Source organism: Dysosmobacter sp. Marseille-Q4140, assembly GCA_018228705.1.
Taxonomy (GTDB): domain Bacteria; phylum Bacillota; class Clostridia; order Oscillospirales; family Oscillospiraceae; genus Oscillibacter.
This window is the reverse complement of record CP073694.1, coordinates 3173188-3193108: the sequence shown is the minus strand read 5'-3', so window position 1 is coordinate 3193108 and position 19921 is coordinate 3173188. Positions and strand designations below refer to the sequence as shown.

21 protein-coding genes are annotated in these 19921 nt (G+C 62.8%); 7 read left to right on the top strand and 14 right to left on the bottom strand.

The window, feature by feature from the left end; genetic code table 11:
• The first annotated feature begins 262 nt into the window (after positions 1-262).
• A complete protein-coding gene (locus KFE19_16055; GenBank protein ID QUO37840.1) occupies positions 263-1123 on the top strand; it encodes a CPBP family intramembrane metalloprotease in 861 nt (286 codons plus the stop codon).
• A gap of 154 nt (positions 1124-1277) precedes the next feature.
• Positions 1278-1712 carry a hypothetical protein gene (locus KFE19_16050; protein ID QUO37839.1) on the top strand — a complete coding sequence of 145 codons (435 nt, stop codon included), beginning with the start codon at positions 1278-1280 and terminating at the stop codon, positions 1710-1712.
• A 119-nt stretch (positions 1713-1831) separates the two neighbouring features.
• Here KFE19_16050 and KFE19_16045 read toward each other — a convergent pair whose 3' ends face one another.
• Positions 1832-2410: a TlpA family protein disulfide reductase gene (locus tag KFE19_16045; protein QUO37838.1), complete on the bottom strand. Its 579-nt coding sequence runs from the start codon at positions 2408-2410 to the stop codon at positions 1832-1834.
• Positions 2411-2422: 12 nt separating this feature from the next.
• Positions 2423-3085, bottom strand: coding sequence for a cytochrome c biogenesis protein CcdA (locus KFE19_16040; GenBank protein QUO37837.1), 663 nt, complete (start codon positions 3083-3085; stop codon positions 2423-2425).
• Between the two features lie 221 nt (positions 3086-3306).
• On the opposite strand from KFE19_16040, the gene KFE19_16035 reads away from it, so the two are divergent.
• Together KFE19_16035 and KFE19_16030 are read left to right on the top strand one after the other, a co-directional pair.
• Positions 3307-3963 carry a Crp/Fnr family transcriptional regulator gene (locus tag KFE19_16035; GenBank protein QUO37836.1) on the top strand — a complete coding sequence of 219 codons (657 nt, stop codon included), beginning with the start codon at positions 3307-3309 and terminating at the stop codon, positions 3961-3963.
• Positions 3964-4100: 137 nt separating this feature from the next.
• Positions 4101-4838 (top strand): sulfite exporter TauE/SafE family protein, encoded by a 738-nt coding sequence (locus KFE19_16030; protein QUO37835.1) that lies wholly within the window; start codon positions 4101-4103, stop codon positions 4836-4838.
• Between the two features lie 50 nt (positions 4839-4888).
• On the opposite strand, the gene KFE19_16025 is transcribed toward KFE19_16030, so the two are convergent.
• The 6 genes from KFE19_16025 to KFE19_16000 all read right to left on the bottom strand — a co-directional run bounded on the left by KFE19_16025 (position 4889) and on the right by KFE19_16000 (position 10468).
• Positions 4889-5863 (bottom strand): zf-HC2 domain-containing protein, encoded by a 975-nt coding sequence (locus KFE19_16025; protein ID QUO37834.1) that lies wholly within the window; start codon positions 5861-5863, stop codon positions 4889-4891.
• Complete coding sequence (locus KFE19_16020; GenBank protein ID QUO37833.1) at positions 5850-6356, bottom strand: sigma-70 family RNA polymerase sigma factor; 507 nt, start codon at positions 6354-6356, stop codon at positions 5850-5852. The genes KFE19_16025 and KFE19_16020 overlap by 14 nt, the downstream gene beginning before the upstream one ends.
• Positions 6357-6505: 149 nt before the next feature.
• The gene (locus tag KFE19_16015) at positions 6506-7615 is read right to left on the bottom strand and encodes an electron transfer flavoprotein subunit alpha/FixB family protein (protein QUO37832.1); all 1110 of its coding nucleotides are present in this window, start codon (positions 7613-7615) and stop codon (positions 6506-6508) included.
• A gap of 17 nt (positions 7616-7632) precedes the next feature.
• The gene (locus KFE19_16010) at positions 7633-8433 is read right to left on the bottom strand and encodes an electron transfer flavoprotein subunit beta/FixA family protein (GenBank protein QUO37831.1); all 801 of its coding nucleotides are present in this window, start codon (positions 8431-8433) and stop codon (positions 7633-7635) included.
• A gap of 20 nt (positions 8434-8453) precedes the next feature.
• Positions 8454-9596: an acyl-CoA dehydrogenase gene (locus tag KFE19_16005; protein ID QUO37830.1), complete on the bottom strand. Its 1143-nt coding sequence runs from the start codon at positions 9594-9596 to the stop codon at positions 8454-8456.
• Between the two features lie 35 nt (positions 9597-9631).
• Positions 9632-10468, bottom strand: coding sequence for an NAD(P)-binding domain-containing protein (locus KFE19_16000; GenBank protein QUO37829.1), 837 nt, complete (start codon positions 10466-10468; stop codon positions 9632-9634).
• A gap of 432 nt (positions 10469-10900) precedes the next feature.
• Here KFE19_16000 and trmB point away from each other — a divergent pair, with 432 nt between their 5' ends.
• Positions 10901-11941: a tRNA (guanosine(46)-N7)-methyltransferase TrmB gene (gene trmB, locus KFE19_15995; protein QUO37828.1), complete on the top strand. Its 1041-nt coding sequence runs from the start codon at positions 10901-10903 to the stop codon at positions 11939-11941.
• Between the two features lie 101 nt (positions 11942-12042).
• Here the strand turns inward: trmB and rplT are convergent, their stop codons facing one another.
• The 5 genes from rplT to glmS all read right to left on the bottom strand — a co-directional run bounded on the left by rplT (position 12043) and on the right by glmS (position 17966).
• Positions 12043-12393, bottom strand: coding sequence for a 50S ribosomal protein L20 (rplT, locus tag KFE19_15990; protein ID QUO37827.1), 351 nt, complete (start codon positions 12391-12393; stop codon positions 12043-12045).
• 34 nt (positions 12394-12427) lie between these two features.
• Positions 12428-12625 carry a 50S ribosomal protein L35 gene (gene rpmI, locus KFE19_15985; protein ID QUO37826.1) on the bottom strand — a complete coding sequence of 66 codons (198 nt, stop codon included), beginning with the start codon at positions 12623-12625 and terminating at the stop codon, positions 12428-12430.
• Between the two features lie 38 nt (positions 12626-12663).
• The gene (gene infC, locus KFE19_15980) at positions 12664-13170 is read right to left on the bottom strand and encodes a translation initiation factor IF-3 (protein ID QUO37825.1); all 507 of its coding nucleotides are present in this window, start codon (positions 13168-13170) and stop codon (positions 12664-12666) included.
• A gap of 455 nt (positions 13171-13625) precedes the next feature.
• The gene (locus KFE19_15975; GenBank protein QUO37824.1) at positions 13626-15302 is read right to left on the bottom strand and encodes an S-layer homology domain-containing protein; all 1677 of its coding nucleotides are present in this window, start codon (positions 15300-15302) and stop codon (positions 13626-13628) included.
• A gap of 825 nt (positions 15303-16127) precedes the next feature.
• Entirely contained in the window at positions 16128-17966 is a 1839-nt protein-coding gene (glmS, locus tag KFE19_15970) for a glutamine--fructose-6-phosphate transaminase (isomerizing) (protein ID QUO37823.1), read from the bottom strand.
• Positions 17967-18322: 356 nt separating this feature from the next.
• Here glmS and KFE19_15965 point away from each other — a divergent pair, with 356 nt between their 5' ends.
• Both KFE19_15965 and KFE19_15960 read left to right on the top strand, forming a co-directional pair.
• Complete coding sequence (locus KFE19_15965) at positions 18323-19006, top strand: DUF421 domain-containing protein (GenBank protein ID QUO37822.1); 684 nt, start codon at positions 18323-18325, stop codon at positions 19004-19006.
• Positions 19003-19383, top strand: a complete 381-nt coding sequence (locus tag KFE19_15960) for a DUF4363 family protein (protein ID QUO37821.1) — start codon at positions 19003-19005, stop codon at positions 19381-19383. Before KFE19_15965 ends, KFE19_15960 begins: the two co-directional genes overlap by 4 nt.
• Before the next feature lie 3 nt (positions 19384-19386).
• On the opposite strand, the gene nrdR is transcribed toward KFE19_15960, so the two are convergent.
• The gene (gene nrdR / locus KFE19_15955; GenBank protein ID QUO37820.1) at positions 19387-19845 is read right to left on the bottom strand and encodes a transcriptional regulator NrdR; all 459 of its coding nucleotides are present in this window, start codon (positions 19843-19845) and stop codon (positions 19387-19389) included.
• Between the last annotated feature and the right edge of the window lie 76 nt (positions 19846-19921).

Below are 19921 nucleotides of genomic sequence, written 5' to 3'. Positions count from 1 at the left end.
AACCGATCTTCCTCCGTCCGTCTGTTGCCGGTTTTGTTCCTTTCAGCAGACGAATATCCCATAACCGCAAGCCAGCTTTCCGGCACACCTGTTTAAAAGCGCTGCATAACTGCGTTCATACCGAAACTTTTCCAGGAAAACACGCTCGATGAAATATATGGAAAGAAAAGGCCTTAAGGTTTGCTAAGATTTGCCCACAAAGCGGCGGGAATATGCTACAATAGGCCGAATTTTGCGGTCATTGCCGCAACAGGAGGTCATTATGGTCAAAAAAACCCCACCGCTGCACAGTCTGACTTGGCTGTGGTGCAGCCTGCTCACGTACAGCTTGCTGTTCGGGCTCCTGCAAAAAATCCTGTTCTTCATTCCCGGAGTGTCGGAGGGCACCGTACTGCTCCTCAGCAGTGCGGTATCATCGGCGGTCCCCTTGATCTGGTCTGCCTCAACAGGCGACGGAACCCCGCCCTTTCCCGCCTCTAAAGCCTCCCCGGGGCTGCTGGTCTTTCTCATGAGCATATCGCTGAGCGGTAATCTGGCCATCTCGCTTTTTACGCCGGTTTTGGAACAAATATGGAATCTGGTGGGATTCACCGCCCTGCCCGCAGGAGATGCAACCGCCACACCGCTGCTGGTACTGTACATCTGCGTGGTCGCTCCTATTTTAGAGGAGCTGGTCTACCGGGGAGTGGTACTGCGCCGCCTGCTGCCGGGCGGAGAACGGCAGGCAATTTTACTGTCGGCTCTGTGCTTTGCGTTCATGCATCACGATCTCTACCAGAGGCTGGCCGCCTTCTGGGGCGGCCTGATTCTTGGCTACGCCGCTCTGCACCATGGGCTGCGGGTCTCTGTCGGCCTGCATGTCGCAGAGAACTCCATCGCCATGGCGCTGACACAGCTGCAGCAGGCCGGCGCTCCCGGCGACCTGGCTGCTCTGGCCGTGGCAGCCGTACCGGTGGTGATTTCAGCCACAGGAATCTGCCGTCTGATGCTGAAGAGACGGCGCCAAAGCCCCGGAACAGGCCCATCCGGCGGGAACGGCGATATATGGCGCAATCCCGCCCTGTGGGCACTGCTGGCTTTCGACACGATCTATCTGTTCGCTGCCTCCTTCTCCCGCCTTTGATCCAATCGTAGGCACAACTCTGCACCGGATGTTGCGCTGCAAAAGGATTGCCCCGCCTGCCGGCGCAGTCCATGGCTTCGCGCCCTCTTTCGGGCATAAAAACCGGGCGGCTGGTCCACACTAGCTTCATCTCAACGAGGGGGCTGAAGTTTCCATGGTTGAACAAGACACCGTCAAGCTGCTGCGGGAATGCGACGCCGGCGTCAAAATGGGCATCGCGTCCCTGGATGACGTTCTGGAGCAGGCGCACAGCGCCGCTCTCCGGCAGTCTCTCATCCAGTGCAAAAGCGCCCACAGCCAGCTGGAAAACGAGATCGAGTCGCTGCTGGACCGCTATCACGACGACGGCAAGGAGCCGAATCCCATTGCCAAAGGGATGTCCTGGATCAAGACCAACGTGAAAATGGGTATGGACAACTCGGATCAGACCATCGCGGAGCTGATTACGGACGGCTGCAATATGGGCGTCAAATCGCTGAACCAGTACCTCAATCAATACAAAGCGGCGGATGAGGTCTCCAAGGACATCGCCAAACGGCTGATCCAGCTGGAAGAGCGGCTGGCCGTGGACATCCGCAAATTTTTATAATGCGCGGAGAGAGCTCCGTCTCTTCTCTCAAAGCAGAATGACAGCCGCGCGCCCGTCGGAAAAATCTTCCGGCAGGCGCGCGGCTGTTGTCAGCACTGGCAGAATCCGGATGCGGACCCTTACGGCAGGATCATGTCGATCCCCTGCTGCAGCGCCTCGGCGCTGAGGGCGCCCACGCCCCGGGCCACGGCGTAGCCCTCGGCGTCGATGAAGTAGGTGGTGGGCAGCGAATAGGCCCCGTAGGCCAGGGCGGCCTCGCTCTCCGTGTCGTAAAACACCGGGAAGGTGAAGCCCTGCTCTGCCACATAGGCCGAGGCGGTGTCCACGGTCTCCCGGGACCCGTCGGTCATGTTGATCATCAGGAACTGGACGTCCTCCCCCAGCTCCTGATGAGCCGCGTCAAAGTCCGGCATCTCGCTCTTGCAGGGGCCGCACCAGCTGGCCCAGAAGTTCAGCACCACCGGCTTTCCCGCGTAGTCGCTGAGCCGGACGGCGTTGCCCTCGGCGTCGTAGACGGTGAAGTCCGGCGCCAGGGGCTGCTCCTCCGTCTCATCGGCCTGACCGGCCTCCTCCGTCTCCTGTGCCGCCAAAGCCCCGGCATCCACTCCGGCGGACAGCCGGCCGTACAGCGCATAGGCGCCGCCCATGACCAGCACCAGCGCCAGCAAAATCAAAAAGAGCGCTCTTTTTCCTCGCATGTCCATTCCTCCTCAGCTCAGCAGGTTCAGCAGACGGCCCATGGTGCCGGTGGCCATCAGGACACCGATGGCGATCAGCAGTCCGCCGCAGATCTTGTTGATGACGCCGTAGTGGCTCTTGATGAAATTCAGCGCGGATTTCAGCCGGTCGATCAGCAGCGCGCTGAGCAAAAACGGGATCCCCAGGCCCAGGGAGTAGACCAGCAGCATCCCCATGCCCTCCAGCACATGGCCCCGCTGGGAGGCCAGGATCAGCGCCGATCCCAGGAAGGCCCCCACGCAGGGGGTCCAGCCCACGGAGAAGATGACGCCGAACAGCATGGCGGAGAAGAAGCCCAGGTCCCGGGTGTCCACGCTCCGGCTGCTGCCCCGGAACAGGTTCACCTTCACAAGGCCCAGGAAGTGGAGGCCGAAGAAAATCACGATCAGGCCGGAGACGATGTTCACCGCCGTCTGGTGACTTTTGAGGAAGCCGCCCACGGTGCCCGCCAGGGCGCCCATGGCCACAAACACGGCGGTGAAGCCCAGCACGAAGCCCAGGGCGTTGGTCAGGGTCCGCCGGGTGCTCCGCTGCCCTCCCCCGGTGAAGTAGGACACGTACACCGGCAGCATGGGCAGCAGACAGGGCGAAATGAAGGTAATGACGCCCTCCAGAAAGGAGATCAGGTACTGCATCTCACCGCTCCCTTCCCGCAGCGGCAAATAACGCGGAGCAAATCCGCAGGAATGATTCGATCTGGCGCATGATGTGGTCCTCCTGTTTGGAATTCCCCGGCGGCGCCGGGGGAGTGTGTTCAGTATATCCGATGAAGCCGGAATCTTCTGTGATGATATCACCTTTTGACATCCCATGCAAATTCCGCTATACTGGCTCCATGAAAAAAGGAGGCGGCAGAATGGAACTTTCCGGAGGATTTCCCATCTGGGACAAACTGACGGCACAGCAGCGGGAGACCCTCACCGCTGCCGCTGCGGTGCGCTTTGCCAAGCGCGGCACCCTGCTCCACGGGGGCAGCGGTGACTGTCTGGGGCTGCTGGTGGTCCGGGAGGGGCAGCTGCGGGCCTATATCCTCTCGGAGGAGGGGCGGGAGATCACCCTCTACCGCCTGTTCCAGCGGGACATCTGCCTGTTCTCCGCCGCCTGCGCCATGGGCTCTTTGCAGCTGGACATCGCCCTGGAGGCGGAGAAGGACACGGAGTTCTTCCTGATCCCGCCGGAGGTGTACCGCTCCGTCATGGAGGCCTCGGCCCCCCTGGCCAACTACACCAACACACTGATGGCGGAGCGGTTCTCCCAGGTGATGTGGCTGATGGAGCAGGTCATGTGGCACAGCTTTGACCGGCGGCTGGCGGCCTTTTTGCTGGAGGAGAGCGCTCTGGAGGGCTCCGCCCGCCTGGAGCTGACCCACGAGCGGATCGCCGCCCACCTGGGCACCGCCCGGGAGGTGGTGACCCGGATGCTGCGCTACTTCCAGAGCGAGGGGCTGGTGCGCCTGTCCCGGGGCGCGGTGGAGCTCACCGACACCGCCGGCCTGCGCCGTCTGAGCGCCTGATGCGCGTCCCCGCCCGCCTTCCTGGCGGACGGGGACGTTTTTTTCCGCCCGGCCCGCTTGGGGCGCTTTTCCTTGACTTCGCCGCCGCCAGGGCGTATCATCGGGCCGGACGGGAGGGATACGCCCCTCCCCTGCTGATGTTGGGAGGCGGTCTCTTGGAGCTCTTCATTCTGCTCGGCGGCAGCTTTTTGGCGGCCATGATCTCCGGCGCCGCGGGCTTCGGCGGGTCTCTCCTGCTGCTGCCGGTGGCCTCGGCCTGCGTGGGCGCCCGGACGGCGGTTCCGGTGCTGACCATCGCCCAGCTGATGGGCAACATCGCCCGGATGAGCGCCGGCTGGAGTCAGATCCGCTGGCGGGAGGCGGGGCTCTTCTCTCTGACGGCCCTGCCCCTGGCGGCCCTGGGCGCCCTGGGCTTCACCCTGCTGCCGCCGGAGGCGGTCAGCCGCTTTGTGGGCGCGGCGCTGATATTGCTGGTGGTGCTGAAGCTGGCGCTGAAGAAGGAGCTGCCCCGGGGCAGGGGAACGCTTTTGGTGGGCGGCGCCCTGACCGGCGGGCTGTCGGGTCTGTGCGGCAGCGGCGGGCCCATCGGCGCGGCGGTGTTTTTGTCCCTGGACCTGCCGCCGGTGGCTTACATCGCCAGCGAGGCGGCCACCGCCACCGCCATGCACATCCTCAAGATCTTCGTTTACAGCAAGCTCTCCGCCCTGGACGGGCGGGCGCTGCTGATTGGCCTTGCCATGGGCGGGTGCATGGTGCTGGGCACCTACGCCGCCCGCCGCTTCATCCGCGGCATGGACAAGGGCCGCTTTCAGCGGTACGTGGCGGTGCTGCTGTGCGCCGTGGGCGTGTACATGGTACTGACCGGCGGCGGCTGAGCCGTTCCATCAAAAGAGCCCCTGCCGGTCCGGCAGGGGCTCTTTTCTCTTCAGTCCCGGCGGAGGAAGTACCGCACGAACACCACACCCAGCAGGGCCGCGATGCCCATGTACGCGTTCAGCAAAAACAGCTCCGCCGTCCCCTTGCCGCCGCCCCAGTTGTCCTGCACGGAATCGTCCCGGTACTCCTCCGTCACGTCCCGGCCCTCCCGGTCCAGCAGCGCGATCTGTGTATACGCCGCCCGGGCCTCCGTCTCCTCCGGGATGCCCAGGTCTTTTTTCAGCTCCGCTTCCCCCAGGAGCCACAGAAAATCCGGCTCCGTCACCGGATAGGTCTTTTCATAGGGGGACAGGGTCTTGGCACCGTTCAGCGCCATGTACCAGGTGACCCGGATGCCGTAGATCTCCCGGCAGGCGTCTCCCGCCAGCAGATAGATCACCGTCCCGTCGCCTGCCGTCAGCTCCGTCTCCAGCACCCCCGCCGTATAGGGGAAGGGGTCCATGGAGGCGCTCAGAGTCCGGTACTTCCCGTTCCACCCTCTCTCCAGGCGGACCACACCATGGACCCGGTCGGCGTTGTCGGCGGCATAGGCCACGTACAGCTCATTGCCCCGCGTCCGGGCAGCCAGGACCCGCAGGGGCGTATCCGGCTCGATGCGGTGGGAGCTGGTGCTCTCCGCCGGTGAGGGGATGTAGTCCTCCACGGCCGCCAGCCAGCCGGCCTCCGTATCGGGATAGTGGTACTCCCGGTCATAGAGCCACCACAAGCACCACAGCGCCACCAGCGTGGACAGCAGCGCGGCGATCAAGCGGGTGCGCCGGACCCGCCTGAGGAACCGCAGCGCCCGCCGGGGCGCCTGCCGCAGGGGGACAGCCTGCCGCATATGGGCCTCCATCTCCCGGCAGGCGGCGCACTCCGCCAGATGGGACCGCACCTGCTCCGCCGTCTCCGGCTCCGTCAGCTCCTCCACATAGGCGGGCAGCAGATCCCGCACCACGCAGCAGTCCAGTTTATTGCCCTCCATGTCCGTCACCTCCCATTTTCCGCGCCAGGGCCTCCTTGCCCCGGTAAAAGCGCACCCGGGCCCATACCTCGCTGCGGCCCAGCAGGTCCCCGATCTCCCGGAAGGAGAACTCGCCTGCCAGGCGCAGATAAATGACCTCCCGGGTCTCCGGATCCAGCCGCTGCATGGCCCGGTACAGGGCCATCCGTTCCTCCCGGCTCTCCAGCTCTGCCGCAGGATCGTCCGGGGCTTCCAGCCGGCTCAGCGCCTCCTCTTCCGGCGGCGACGCCCGCTGGCGGCGCCGGCACTCTGCAAACCACAGCCGCTTGGCAATGGCACACAGCCACACCAGAGGCGTGCAGTCGCCCCGGAAGGTATCCAATCCCCGCAGCGCCTGACAAAAGGTCTCCTGGGTCAGTTCCTCTGCCGTGTCCGCCTCTCCGCACAGGGAAAACAGATACCGGTACACGCTCTGTGCGTGCTGCTCATAGAGGTCCTCCCCCCGGTGGGCCATGTTCCATCACCTCCGTTCTGTCTGTTAGTTGACGGGGCTGTGCATTCGTTACAGCTTTTTTCGCGTCTTTATCGGGTACTGCCGCACATCCCGCAAAAAGCGGGCCGTTCCGTTTGGAACGGCCCGCTTTCAGGCTTTGTAAAGGGAATTTACTTGGCAGCCTTGGCGGCCTTGATGGCCTCGATCAGCATGGGAGTGACCTTGAACAGGTCGCCGCAGATGCCGTAGTCGGCGATCTCGAAGATGGGAGCGGTGTCGTTCTTGTTCACCGCGATGATGCACTCGGAATCCTGCATGCCGGCCTTGTGCTGGATGGCGCCGGAAATGCCCAAAGCGATGTACACCTTCGGATGCACGGTCTTGCCGGTCTGGCCCACCTGGTGGTCGGCAGACAGCCAGCCGGAGTCGATGGTGGCACGGGAGCCGCCCACGACGCCGCCCAGCACCTCAGCCAGCTCCTCAGCCAGCTTGATGCCGCCCTCGACATCCTTGCTGATGCCGCGGCCAACGGACACGATGTAGTCGGCGCCGATCAGGTCCACCAGCTTCTTGGCGGCCTTGACCACCTCGGTGACCTCGGTGTGGATGTCGGCCTCGGTCAGGGAGAAGGCGGGCTTGACGATCTCGCAGGCGTCGGCCTTGGCCTGATCGAAGGGGTTCTTCTTCATGACGCCCGGACGCACCGTCGCCATGCAGGGACGGAAGCGGGGGCAGATGATGGTGGCCATCAGGTGACCGCCGAAAGCGGGACGGGTCATCTTCAGGTTCCGGTCCTCCATGTCCCACTTGGTGTTGTCCACGTCCAGGGTGGAGGACTCACGCAGGAACTGGATGTAGTTGGCCACATCCACGTCCAGGTGGGTGCAGTCAGCGCACAGGCCGGTGTGCAGACGGGCGGCGCAGCGGGGGCCCAGGTCACGGCCGATATTGGTGGCGCCGATCAGGAAGGCCTCGGGCTTCATCTCCTCGATGACGTCGCAGATGACCTTGGCATAGGCGTCGGTGTTGTACACAGCCAGCAGCGGGCTCTCGCACACGATCACCTTGTCGGCGCCGTAGCCGCCCAGCTCCTTGGCAACGCTCTCGATCCCCTCGCCGCCCAGCAGCAGGCCGCACAGGTTCACGCCCAGCTCGTTGGCCAGGTCGCGGCCCTTGGAGATCAGCTCGAAATCGGTGGGCATCAGCTTGCCCTCGCGCTGCTCACAGAACACCCATACGTCCTTGAAAGCAGCGATATCAGCACTGTTGAAATTAGACATCGTTTCTCTCCCCCTTCTCAGATGATGTGCTTCTTGGCCAGGATCTCAGCCAGCTGCTCGCAGGTGGCCTTGTCCGCACCTTCCAGCATCATGCCGGCACCTTTCTGGGGCGGGGTGAAGCTCTTGAAGATGTTGGTGGGAGAGCCCTTGAGGCCGATGGTGGTGGCGTCGATCAGAGGATCGTCCTTCAGAGCCTCGTAATCGTAGGTGGTCAGGGGCTTGCCATAGGCCTCGAACACGCCGCCGACACTCATGTAACGAGGAGTGTTCAGCTCCTTGATGCAGGTGATCAGGCAGGGGGTCTGGACCTTGATGGTCATGTAGCCGTCCTCCAGCATGCGCTTGACGGTGATGGTGTTGCCGTCCTTGACGATCTCGGCGGCGTAGGTCACCTGAGGCAGATGCAGCTTCTCGGCGATCTGGGGACCGACCTGAGCGGTGTCGCCGTCGATGGCCTGCCGGCCGCACATGACGATATCGTCGGCCTCCACGCCGATCTTGTTGATGGCGGCGGCCAGGATCTGGGAGGTGGCGTAGGTATCGGAGCCGCCGAACTCGCGGGCGGACACCAGGACGGCCTCGTCGGCGCCCATGGCCAGAGCCTCACGCAGCATGCCGGCAGCGGGGGCGGGACCCATGGTGACCACGACGACCTTGCAGCCGGTGGCGTCCTTCAGCTTCAGGGCGGCCTCCAGGGCGTTCATGTCGTCGGGGTTGGTGATGGTCTGCATAGACGCACGGTTCAGCGTACCGTCGGGATTCACCGCCACCTTGCCGGAGGTATCGGGAACCTGCTTGATAGAAACAATGATCTTCATTTTAACCTTTACCTCCTATGTTACTTCACGCCCAGGTGGCTGGCGATGACCATGCGCTGGACCTCGGATGTACCCTCGTAGATCTCGGTGATCTTGGCGTCGCGCATCATGCGCTCCACGGGATACTCACGGGTGTAGCCATAGCCGCCGAAGAGCTGGACGGCGCGGCGGGTAACGTCGGAGGCAGCCTCAGCCGCGAAGAGCTTGGCCATGGAGGCGTCCATGGAATAATCCTCATGGAGCTGCTTCTTCATGGCGGCGGCATAGACCAGATACTGGGCAGCCTGCATACGGCAGTGCATGTCGGCCAGCTGGAACTGGGTGTTCTGGAACTGGCTCAGGCGCTTGCCGAACTGCACGCGCTCCTTGGTGTACTTGACAGCCTCGTTCACGGCGCCCTCGCCCAGGCCCAGGGCCTGCGCGGCGATGCCGATACGGCCGCCGTCCAGGGTCATCATGGCGATCTTGAAGCCCTTGCCCTCTTTGCCCAGCAAGTTCTCCTTGGGGACGATGCAGTCCTCAAAGATCAGGTCGCAGGTGGAGGAGCCGCGGATGCCCATCTTCTTCTCGTGCTTGCCGGTGGAGAAGCCGGGGAAGCTCTTTTCCACGATGAAGGCGGAGATGCCGTGGTTGCCCTTGGACTTGTCGGTCATGGCGAACACCACGAAGGTGTCGGCCACGTTGCCGTTGGTGATGAAGCACTTGGAGCCGTTGAGGACGTAATGGTCGCCCTCCAGCACGGCGGTGGTCTGCTGGCCGGAGGCGTCGGTGCCGGCGTTGGGCTCGGTCAGGCCGAAGGCGCCGATCTTGCGGCCGGAGAGCAGGTCGGGCAGATACTTGCGCTTCTGCTCCTCGGTGCCGTGCTCAAAGATGGGGGCGCAGCACAGAGAGGTGTGGGCAGAGACGATGACGGCGGTGGTGCCGCAGACCTTGGCCAGCTCTTCCACGCACATGGCATAGGACAGAACGTCGCCGCCGGCGCCGCCGTACTCCTTGGGGAAGTAGATGCCCATCATGCCCAGCTTCGCCATCTTCTCCACGGTCTCCATGGGGAAGCGCTCCTCTTCGTCGATCTCCTCGGCCAGGGGCTTGACCTCATTCTCGGCAAACTCCCGGTACATCTTACGGAGCATCAACTGCTCGTTTGTCAGATGAAAATCCATTACCATTTACTCCTTTACTTCTTTGCTGAGGCGGTTTACTTGGAATAATCGTAGAAGCCCTTGCCGGTCTTGCGGCCCAGCAGGCCACCGCGGACCATCTTCCGCAGCAGCAGGGCAGGACGATACTTGGAATCGCCGGTCTCGTTGTACAGGGTCTCCATGATGGCCAGGCACACGTCCAGGCCGATGAAATCGCCCAGAGCCAGGGGGCCCATGGGATGGTTGGCGCCCAGCTGCATGGCCTTGTCGATGTCCTCGACGGAGGCGACGCCGGTCTCCACCAGGCCAACGGCCTCGTTGATCATGGGGATCAGGATCTTGTTGACGACGAAACCGGGAGCCTCGGCGACCTCAACGGGGTCCTTGCCGATCTCCTTGGACAGGTTGTAGATGAAGTCGAAGGTCTCCTGGGTGGTGTTGGCGCCCCGGATGATCTCCACCAGCTTCATGCTGGGCACGGGGTTGAAGAAGTGCATGCCGATGACGGGGTGATTCAGGCCGTTGCCCATCTCGGTGACGGACAGAGAGGAGGTGTTGGTGGCGAAGATGGCCTCGGGCTTGCACATGGCATCCAGCTCGCCCAGCAGCGCCTTCTTGGTGGCCATGTCCTCCTTGACGCACTCGATGATGAGATCGGCGTCAGCGCAGGCGGACTTCTCCTCCACCAGCACGTTGGCAAGCAGAGCGTCCACGGCCTCCTGGGTCATCTTGCCCTTGGCCACGCGCTTGGCAAGAGACGCAGCCAGCTTGTCCTTGTGCTTCTGAGCGGAAGCGACGGAGCTCGCATACATCAGGGCGGTGTGGCCCTTGGCCGCAAAGACCTGCGCGATGCCGCTGCCCATGGTGCCAGCGCCAAAAATAGCAACCTTCATGATAATTCCTCCTGTATTTTGTTTCATTTTAAATGGACTGGTTCATGCCATTGGTTTTCCGGGGTTCTGCAGGGGAAATCGAGAGCAAACGCCGACATTGCTAATTTACTCACAATGTCTATTATAGGTGGCCGTAATCCATTTATCAAGTCTAAATTGCTGCCGGACCCCCTGTTTTTTGCTTTTTTACACTTCCGACAAAATACTCGTTAAATTTTATACAATTTTGTTAAGGTATTAACAGGATGCCTCCCGCAAAGCCCGCCGGCAACAGGGGTGCGGGGCGGAAAAATCCATTTACACCGTCCGGTTCCTGTGGTAGAATAGGCGGGACACCACAAGTTCTTGTGGAATATGACGATCTCACCGCCGGCGGGCCGGGAGGGTTCCCCTCCCCTGCTCCGCCGGCGCGCGGACCTGGGAGGGCCCCTTATGCGGATGCGAAAGAAAAAGAACCTGATCCCCCGGATGGAGCGCTGCGGCGACCGTCTGATCCGGGATCCCTACGACCGGCGGGGGCACTGGCGGGACCTGATGCCCCAGGCAAAGGAAGTCTGGCTGGAGCTGGGCTGCGGCAAGGGCCGCTTCACCGCCGGCACCGCCGCCGCGGCGCCGGACGTGCTGTATCTGGCGGTGGAGATGGTGCCGGACGCCATGGTGGTGGCCATGGAGCGGTGCGTCAGCGCCGGGCTCACCAACACCTTCTTCGTGGACGCCAACGCTGACCAGCTGCCGGCCTTCTTCGCCCCCGGCGAGGTGGACCGCATCTACATCAACTTCTGCGACCCCTGGCCCAGCAACCGCCACGCCAAGCGGCGGCTGACCCACGGCAACTTTCTGCGGCTGTACCGCCAGGTGCTGAAGGAGGGCGGCCAGATCCACTTCAAGACCGACAACCGCCCTCTGTTCGAGTTCTCCGTGGAGGAGCTGCCCCGGTTCGGGTTCGAGCTGTCCGAGGTATCCTGGGACCTCCACGCCAACGGACCCGTGGGCATCATGACCGACTACGAGGCCAAGTTCTACGACCTGGGCCAGCCCATCCACCGGTGCGTGGGCACCATGGTGCCCTGGGTGGAGCCCTTTCCCACGGAGATCAAGACGGTGAAAAACCGCTGGCTGGACACCTTCGCCGCCGGCGTGCCAGAAAAGGACCTGGGCGAGCGGGTGCTGGCGGAGGGGAATTTCCTCTGGCACCTGTTCTCCTGGGAGCTGGTCCCCCACTTGACCGGGGACGCCGCCCAAAAAGCCCTGGCGGAGCATGCCGGAGAGGAACTGTACCTCTTCTATTATGAGTACCCGCCGGAGGGCGCGCCTCTGGTGCGGCGCGTCAGCGGTCCGGCGGACCTGCCGCCGGAGCAGGACAGCCTCATCGGCGCGGACTGGTACGTGGTGGACAAGGACTTCACCTGGACCTACGCCCACACGCACGAGGACAGCTGCGGCCCCTATTTCTGCACGGCGCCCCAGGCATAAAATAACGAACGCGCTCCCCCGCCGGGGGAGCGCGCTTTTCATTGCGCAGAAAATGCCCCGCCCCAATACAGGGACGGGGCATGAAACGCCACGGTATGGACTTACGCCTTCTTGGCGATCTCGGTCAGCTGGGTGAAAGCGGCGGGATCGCTGATGGCCATTTCGGAGAGCATCTTGCGGTTGATCTCGATGCCGGCGGCCTTCAAACCGTGCATGAAGCTGGAGTAGTTCATGCCGTTGAGCTTGCAGGCGGCGGAGATCCGGGTGATCCACAGGGAGCGGAAGTCACGCTTCTTCAGCCGGCGGCCGGTGTAGGCGTAGCTGAGGGACTTCATCACCGCCTGGTTGGCAACGCGGAAATGCTTGGACTTGGAACCCCAGTAGCCCTTGGCCATCTTCAGGGTCTTATTTCTTCTCTTGCGCGTCATCATCGCGCCTTTAACTCTAGCCATTGTAAAAGCCTCCTATTTGAAACGTCTCGTTATCTTACTTGTAGGGGATCATCTTGCGGACGGCGTCCATGTTGGTCACGTCCGCATAACCGCCGGCGCGCAGACGACGAGTGCGCTTGGTGTCCTTCTTGGTGAGGATGTGGCTCTTAAAGGCCTTGGCGCGCTTGACCTTGCCGGTCTTGGTGAGGTTGAATCTCTTCTTTGCACCGCTATGGGTCTTCAGCTTAGGCATCGTAATAGCTCCTTCCGTGTGTTTGAAAATCTCAGGTATTATTTGTTGGGCTTGGGAGAGAGGAAAATGGACATCATCCGGCCCTCCAGCTTGGGACTCTTGTCCAGATTGGCGGTCTCGGCACATTCAGCGGCAAAGCGCTCCAGCAGATCCCGGCCAATGTCGGTGTGCGCCATCTCGCGGCCCCGGAAACGAACGGACACTTTGACCCGGTTGCCGTCGGCGATGAACTTCTGCGCGTTCTTGAGCTTCGTGTTGAAGTCTCCAACGTCGATCCCCGGAGACATCCGGATCTCCTTGATCTCCACCACATGCTGGTTCTTTCTGGCCTCTTTTTCCCGCTTGCTCTGCTCGAACCGGAACTTGCCGTAATTCATCAGCTTGCAGACCGGGGGAACGGCCTGGGGCGAGATCTTCACCAGGTCCAGACCCTGCTCATCGGCGATCTTCAGAGCCTCTGCCGAGGACATGATGCCCAGCTGCTCGCCCTGTTCACCGATCAGACGGATCTCCCTGTCGCGGATGTCCTCGTTCAGTTCATGCACTAACTTAGCTATGGTCGAAGCACCTCCATTCAAAAATCACAAAACGCGGATACCATCCTTGGCATCCGCGCAACAACAAACCACCTGTACGGCGGTCTGATAACGACGTTGTTGACCTCTTTGCCTTGGGCGGGAGGTGAGGCGGATGCGATCAGCCTTCTTTGTTTTGCTGATTTAGTATACCAGGGACAGTGCCGTTTGTCAACCATATTTTTTTCCTGGAAGGTGAATATTTTCCGCCGGTCCGGCCAGAATACATCCGTACTCAAACAGGCGAAAGGAGGTGTCCCCATGCCCAACGAGAACCGGAACAACAACCAGAAGGAAAACCGCACCCAGAACCAGCAGCCCCAGAAGGAGAACCGCAATCAGAAGGAGAACCGCAAGTAACCACTCCCCTTCCCTTTTGTGAACAGCGCCCGGAGGCGATGCCTCCGGGCGCTGTCTGTTCGCACTCACCAGTTGAAGCGGATGTTGGCGTCCACCTTGGTGGTCCTGCCGTCGCCGATGCCGGCGATGGCGCAGCTGCTGGAGAACTGCCAGTAGTCCATCCGGTAGTAGAGGGTCGGGTACAGCTTTTCGGAAGAGGCGCTCTTGTACTCGGGATACCAGCTCAGGTACGGCGCCAGGGCGCCCTGGTCGTACTTGACATAGCTGACGTACTGCCCGGCGTAGACCATGGCCTTGTAGCCGGCCTCCTCGATCCGCCGGCAGAAGGCAATGGCGCAGGCGGTGGCCATCTCCGGCGTGGTGCCGTAGACACGGTAGCTGGAGTCGTGCATCTCCCAGTCGTAGGCCACGGGGCCGTTGATCTGGTGGCCCTCCAGCAGGCTCAGTACGAAGTCCGCCTCCTCGATGGCCTCCTCCACGGTGATGGCCTGGGCGAAGAAGTACACGCCGGTCTGGATCCCCGCCGCCATGGCGCCCTCGATGTTCTGCTTGTAGAAGGCGTCGGCATGGATGGCACCGGTGGAGGTGCCCCGCAGGCCGATGCGGACCATGGCGAACTCCACGCCGTCGTTGCGGACGGCCTGCCAGTCGATGGTGTTGTTCTCACACTCCCGGTTCTGGTAGGCGGACACGTCGATGCCGAAGCTGGTGGAACAGGCTCCGCCCACGTACATCAGCCGGTCGGGATGGACCGGATCCCAGATAAAGTCGTTCTGGGCAAAGCGGTTGGGCTCCACGCCCGCATAGACCGGGTACTGCTTGCCGCTGTATGTGATGTACTCCCCGGTGGTGGGAGAGGGGGTGTAGACCTCACTGGGCTGGATGCCGGCGGACGGCTGCTGGCCGGTGGACCCGCCGGGGGTCTGCTCCGGCTTGGAGGTATCGGCGATAACGGTGAGTTCCACATTGCTGAAGTTTCGAACCGTGCCGCCCACGGTCACATATTCCAGCACCACAGGTCCGGTGACGCCCGGCGCCACGATCAGATCGCCGGAGATGGACATACCTTTTAAATAGGCGCCTTCGCTGGCGTTGATCATCAGCGTCCCCTCCACCGGAGCGGAGTAGACGGCGGAGGTCTGCACCAGCACCGTGACCATGTTGTTGAGGATGTTGACGATCTCCGCCCGGGTGATGGGCTCCGTGGGACGGAAGCGGCCGTCGGCACAGTCGGTGATGTAGCCCCGGGCGGTCATCTCCGCCAGCGGCGCCTGAGCATAGGAGGCGATATCGGCGGCGTCGGTGTAGGGCAGCGCCGTGGAGGTGCCGGTGACGCCGAAGGCCCGGGCGATCATGGTCACCGCCTGCTGGCGGGTGATGGTGTCCCCGGCCAGAGCCTGGCCGTTGTTGCCCAGATACACGCCCGCTGCGTGGAGCTTGAGGATCTGCTGCTCCCAGTAGGTCCCGGCGGTGTCGGAAAAGGTCTCCGCCGGGGAGACGGCCTGGTACTTCAAAAAGCGGTCCAGAATACCGGCGAAGGCGCCCCGGGTGATGGAGGCGTCGGGCCGGAAGGTGCCGTCCTCATAGCCGTTGATGATGCCGTACTGCTCGCTCCACTTGGTAATGGCCCCCTCGGCCCAGTGGCCGGCGGTGTCGGTGAAGGCGGCCTTCGCCGGTACTGCCGTCAGCCCCGCCGACAGGGCCAGGGCGGTCAGCGCTGCCAGAATTCGCTTTTTTCTCATGCTCTTCCGTGTCCTTTCGTCATCATTCGACGCTGCGCGCCTGAAAAAAAGGGCTTCTCCCGGAGGAGAGCCCTCATTGGAACTGGTTTACATATTATCATAGCCGCTTTTCCCTGTCAACCGCAGACGCCTCTCCGGCGGAGATTTCCAGGGAAAAGATGCGAAAACGATGCAAAAAGCCGCCCGCGCAGAAAACGCGGGCGGCTTTTGGGCTTACTCCACGGTGACGGACTTTGCCAGGTTCCGGGGCTTGTCGATGTCGCAGCCCCGCTGCAGCGCGCCCCACAAAAGCGACGCTTTTGCGGGGGCCCCGCACGGAACTCAAATCGGCCGAAGTGAATTCGCCCGATTTCAAGGTTTTGCTTCGCAAAACGCTTGACGCGCCACCCGGCGCGCCGTGGCGCTGCGGCCTTCGGCTTACTCCACGGTGACGGACTTTGCCAGGTTCCGGGGCTTGTCGATGTCGCAGCCCCGCTGCAGCGCGCCCCACAAAAGCGCCGCTTTTGCGGGGACCCCGCATGGAACTCAAATCGGCCGAAGTGAATTCGCCCGATTTCAAGGTTTTGCTCCGCAAAACGCTTGACGCGCCACCCGGCGCGCTGTGGCGCTGCGGCCTTCGGCTTATTCCACCGTGACGGACTTTGCCAGGTTCCGGGGCTTGTCGATGTCGCAGCCCCGCTGCAGCGCGCCCCACAAAAGCGCCGCTTTTGCGGGGACCCCGCATGGAACTCAAATCGGCCGAAGTGAATTCGCCCGATTTCAAGGTTTTGCTTCGCAAAACGCTTGACGCGCCATCCGGCGCGCTGTGGCGCTGCGGCCTTCGGCTTATTCCACCGTGACGGACTTTGCCAGGTTCCGGGGCTTGTCGATGTCGCAGCCCCGCTGCAGCGCCACGTAGTAGGAGAACAGCTGCAGCGGCACCACGCCCAGGGAGGGCTGCAGGACCGGATGCACCTCCGGCACGGCGATGATGGCGTCGGCGTTCTTCTCCATCTTGGACCGGAAGGCCTCGGTGGTCAGCGCCAGTACCTCGGCGCCCCGGGCCTTCACCTCCACCACGTTGCTCATGGCCTTGTCGAACAGCGGCGCGTAGGTGCCCAGGGCCACCACCAGTGTCCCCTCCTCGATCAGGGAGATGGTGCCGTGCTTGAGCTCGCCGGAGGCGTAGGCCTCGGAGTGGATATAGCTGATCTCCTTGAGCTTCAGGGAGCCCTCCAGGCCCATGGCGTAGTCCAGGTTCCGGCCGATGAAGAAGATGGAGTTGTGATTGAAGTACCGGGAGGCAAAATAGGGGATGTCCTCGGTGTGGTCCAGGAACTGCTGCATCAGGTCCGGCAGGGTCTGGACCTGGGAGACGATGGTGTCGTACTCCTTGGGATCCACGGTGCCCAGCTTTTCCGCCAGGTACAGGCCCACCAGATCCATCAGCACCAGCTGGGTGGTGTAGGCCTTGGTGGTGGCCACGGCGATTTCGGGGCCGGCCCAGGTGTAGAGCACGTCGTCGGCGTCCCGGGCGATGGAGGAGCCCACCACGTTGACGATGGCCAGGGTCCGGCCGCCCCGGCGCTTGGCCTCCCGCATGGCGGCCATGGTGTCCAGAGTCTCGCCGGACTGGCTGATGACGATGACCAGGGTCTTTTCATCCACCAGCGGGTCGCAGTAGCGGAACTCGCTGGCCAGCACCACCTCCACCGGGCGGCGCATCAGCTTTTCCCAGTTGTACTTGCTGACCATACCCACGTGATAGCTGGAGCCGCAGGCGATGATGAAGATGCGGGAGATCTCCCGGACGTAGTCCTCGGGCATGTGCAGGTCGTCCAGCACCACCCGGCCGTCCCGGATGCGGGGAGAGATGGTCTTGCGGATGGCCTCGGGCTGCTCCATGATCTCCTTGAGCATGAAGTGGGGGTAGCCGCCCTTCTCGGCGGCGGACACGTCCCAGTCCACCTGGCTGTGCTTCTTCTCCACCGGCACCAGCTCGTCGTCGAACACATCCACGGTGTCGGCGGTCAGGACGGCGATCTCGCCGTCGTCCATATAAGTGACCTCCCGGGTGTACTTCAGCACGGCGGTCACGTCGGAGGCGATATAGTTGCCGCCCTTGCCGTAGCCGATGATGAGGGGACTGTCCTTCCGGGCGGCGATCAGGGCGTTGGGATAGTCGGCACAGATGATGCCCAGGGCGTAGGAGCCCTCGATCCGGCGCAGGCAGCGGCCCACGGCCTCCAGCATATTGCCGCACTCGTTGTAGTGGAACTCCAGCAGCTGGGCCACCACCTCGGAGTCCGTGTCGGAGTGGAAGGTGACGCCCAGCTTCTGCAGGTGCTCCTTCAGCTCCAGATAGTTCTCGATAATGCCGTTGTGGACCAGGGCGATCTGGCCGTTCTCGCTGACATGGGGGTGGGCGTTGGCGTCGTTGGGCTCGCCGTGGGTGGCCCAGCGGGTATGGCCAATGCCCAGAGTGCCCTCCAGATCGGCGCCGCCGTGGATCATGTCGGAGAGCACCTGGAGACGGCCCTTGGCCTTTTTCACCTGGAGGCCGCGGGTCTCAGAGCGCACCGCCACGCCGGCGGAGTCGTAGCCCCGGTACTCCATCCGGGCAAGGCCCTCCAGCAAGATCGGGGCGGCCGGCTCCCGGCCCACAAATCCAATAATTCCGCACATATCAAAGAATTCCTCCTGAATATTCAAAACTTCATTTCGCGGGGGCCGGACGCGCAGCCGTCCCTTCCCCTTCCGCGGTCGCGGTCCCTTTGTTGCGCGGTCACCCGCGTTTTTCCGGACCGTGTCACGCGCCCCGCGGGCGCGGAGGGGCATCCGCCGAGTGGTTCGATACTCCCCTCTCCTCGTCATCCTATAAAGGCTTTATCCATTACAGGACCAGGCGCTGTTGATGGGCAAGCCCATAGTCCTCCTTTCCTTCTGCGCTTGTGGTGAGATATGAAAACGCCCCTGTGGGGCCGTATCCCCGTATGGAAATTTCCCGCCGGCACATACTATCCGGCAGGAGGTGACCGCCTGTGATGACCGCCTTTGCCCGCTCCTGCATCCTGTACTTTCTCATCATGATCGGCCTGCGGCTCATGGGAAAGCGGCAGATCGGCGAGCTGGAGCCCAGCGAGCTGGTCCTGACCATGATGGTCTCGGACCTGGCCACTGTCCCCATGCAGGACTTCGGGATCCCGCTGCTGGCGGGCGTGGTGCCCATTTTGACGCTGCTGTCCCTCTCACTCCTGTTAAGTCAACTCTCTTTACACCATTTGCGGCTCCGGGCCTTAATCTGCGGAACGCCCGCCATTCTCATCGAAAAGGGCCGCATCTGTCAGTCGGCCATGCGGAAAAACCGCTACACCCTGGACGAGCTCCTGGAGGAGCTGCGGGAGCAGGGATACAGCCGGGTGGCGGACGTGAAATACGCGGTGCTGGAAAACTCCGGCCAGCTGTCGGTCTTTCCCTGGACGGCCCAGCAGCCCCCCACCGCTCAGCAGCTGGGGCTGGACCTCAAGGACGACGTAACGCTGCCCACGGTGCTCATCAACGACGGCCGGCTCCTCCGGCAGAACCTCGCTGCCTGCGGCCGGGACGAGCAGTGGCTGAAAAAGCAGCTGTCCCGGGAAAAGGCCGCCTCCCCCCGGGAGGTGTTCCTGATGACCCTGGACGAGGACGGCACTGTATTCTGCGTGAAAAAGGAGCCGACGCCATGAAAGCCTACCTCAAGCCTCTGGCGGTGCTGGCGGCCATCCTGGCCTTCGCCCTCTGGAACGGCGCCGCCATGACCGCCCACACGGACCGCTGGCGCGCCCAGGTGGAGCAGGCCGACGCCCTGGCTCAGGCGGAGGATTGGAGCCGGGCCGTGGAGATCCTGGCGGACAGCTACGCCGACTGGTCCGGCAAGCAGACCTACCTCCACATCGTCACGGAGCACGACGCCGTGGACGACGCCGAGGCCATGTACCGGCGGGCCCTGGCCTTTGCCGCCACCCGGGAACTGACGGAGTTCCGGGCGGAGCTGGCGGACCTGCGGGATCAGCTGCGCCTGCTGGCGGAGATGGAACGGCTCAATGTGAAGAACGTCCTGTGACTGTCAGCGGTTGTCGGCCAGGAGCTTGTTCAGCTCCGCCATGAAGGTGTCGATGTCCTTGAACTGGCGGTAGACGGAGGCAAAGCGCACATAGGCCACCTGGTCCACGGCCCGCAGCCGCTCCATGACCTTCTCGCCGACGATCTCGGTACTGATCTCCCGGTCCATGGAGTTTTGCAGGTCCTGCTCGATCTCCGCGGCAATTTTCTCCAACTCCGCCAAGGGGACCGGCCGCTTCTCACAGGCCCGGATCATGCCGCCCAGGACCTTGCGCCGCTCAAAGCTCTGACGGCTGCCGTCCTTTTTCACCACCACCATGGGCAAACTCTCCACCGTCTCGTAGGTGGTGAAGCGCTTGCCGCAGGACAGGCACTCCCGCCGGCGGCGGATGCTGCTGTTCTCGTCGGCAGGGCGGGAATCGATGACCTTGCTCTCACTGTATCCGCAATAGGGGCATTTCATGGCTGACCTCCCGATGTTCGCCGGCGGGCGCCGGCGGTCTCGCTCCGGGACGATCCGGAGCGGCCCGGACCAAGCG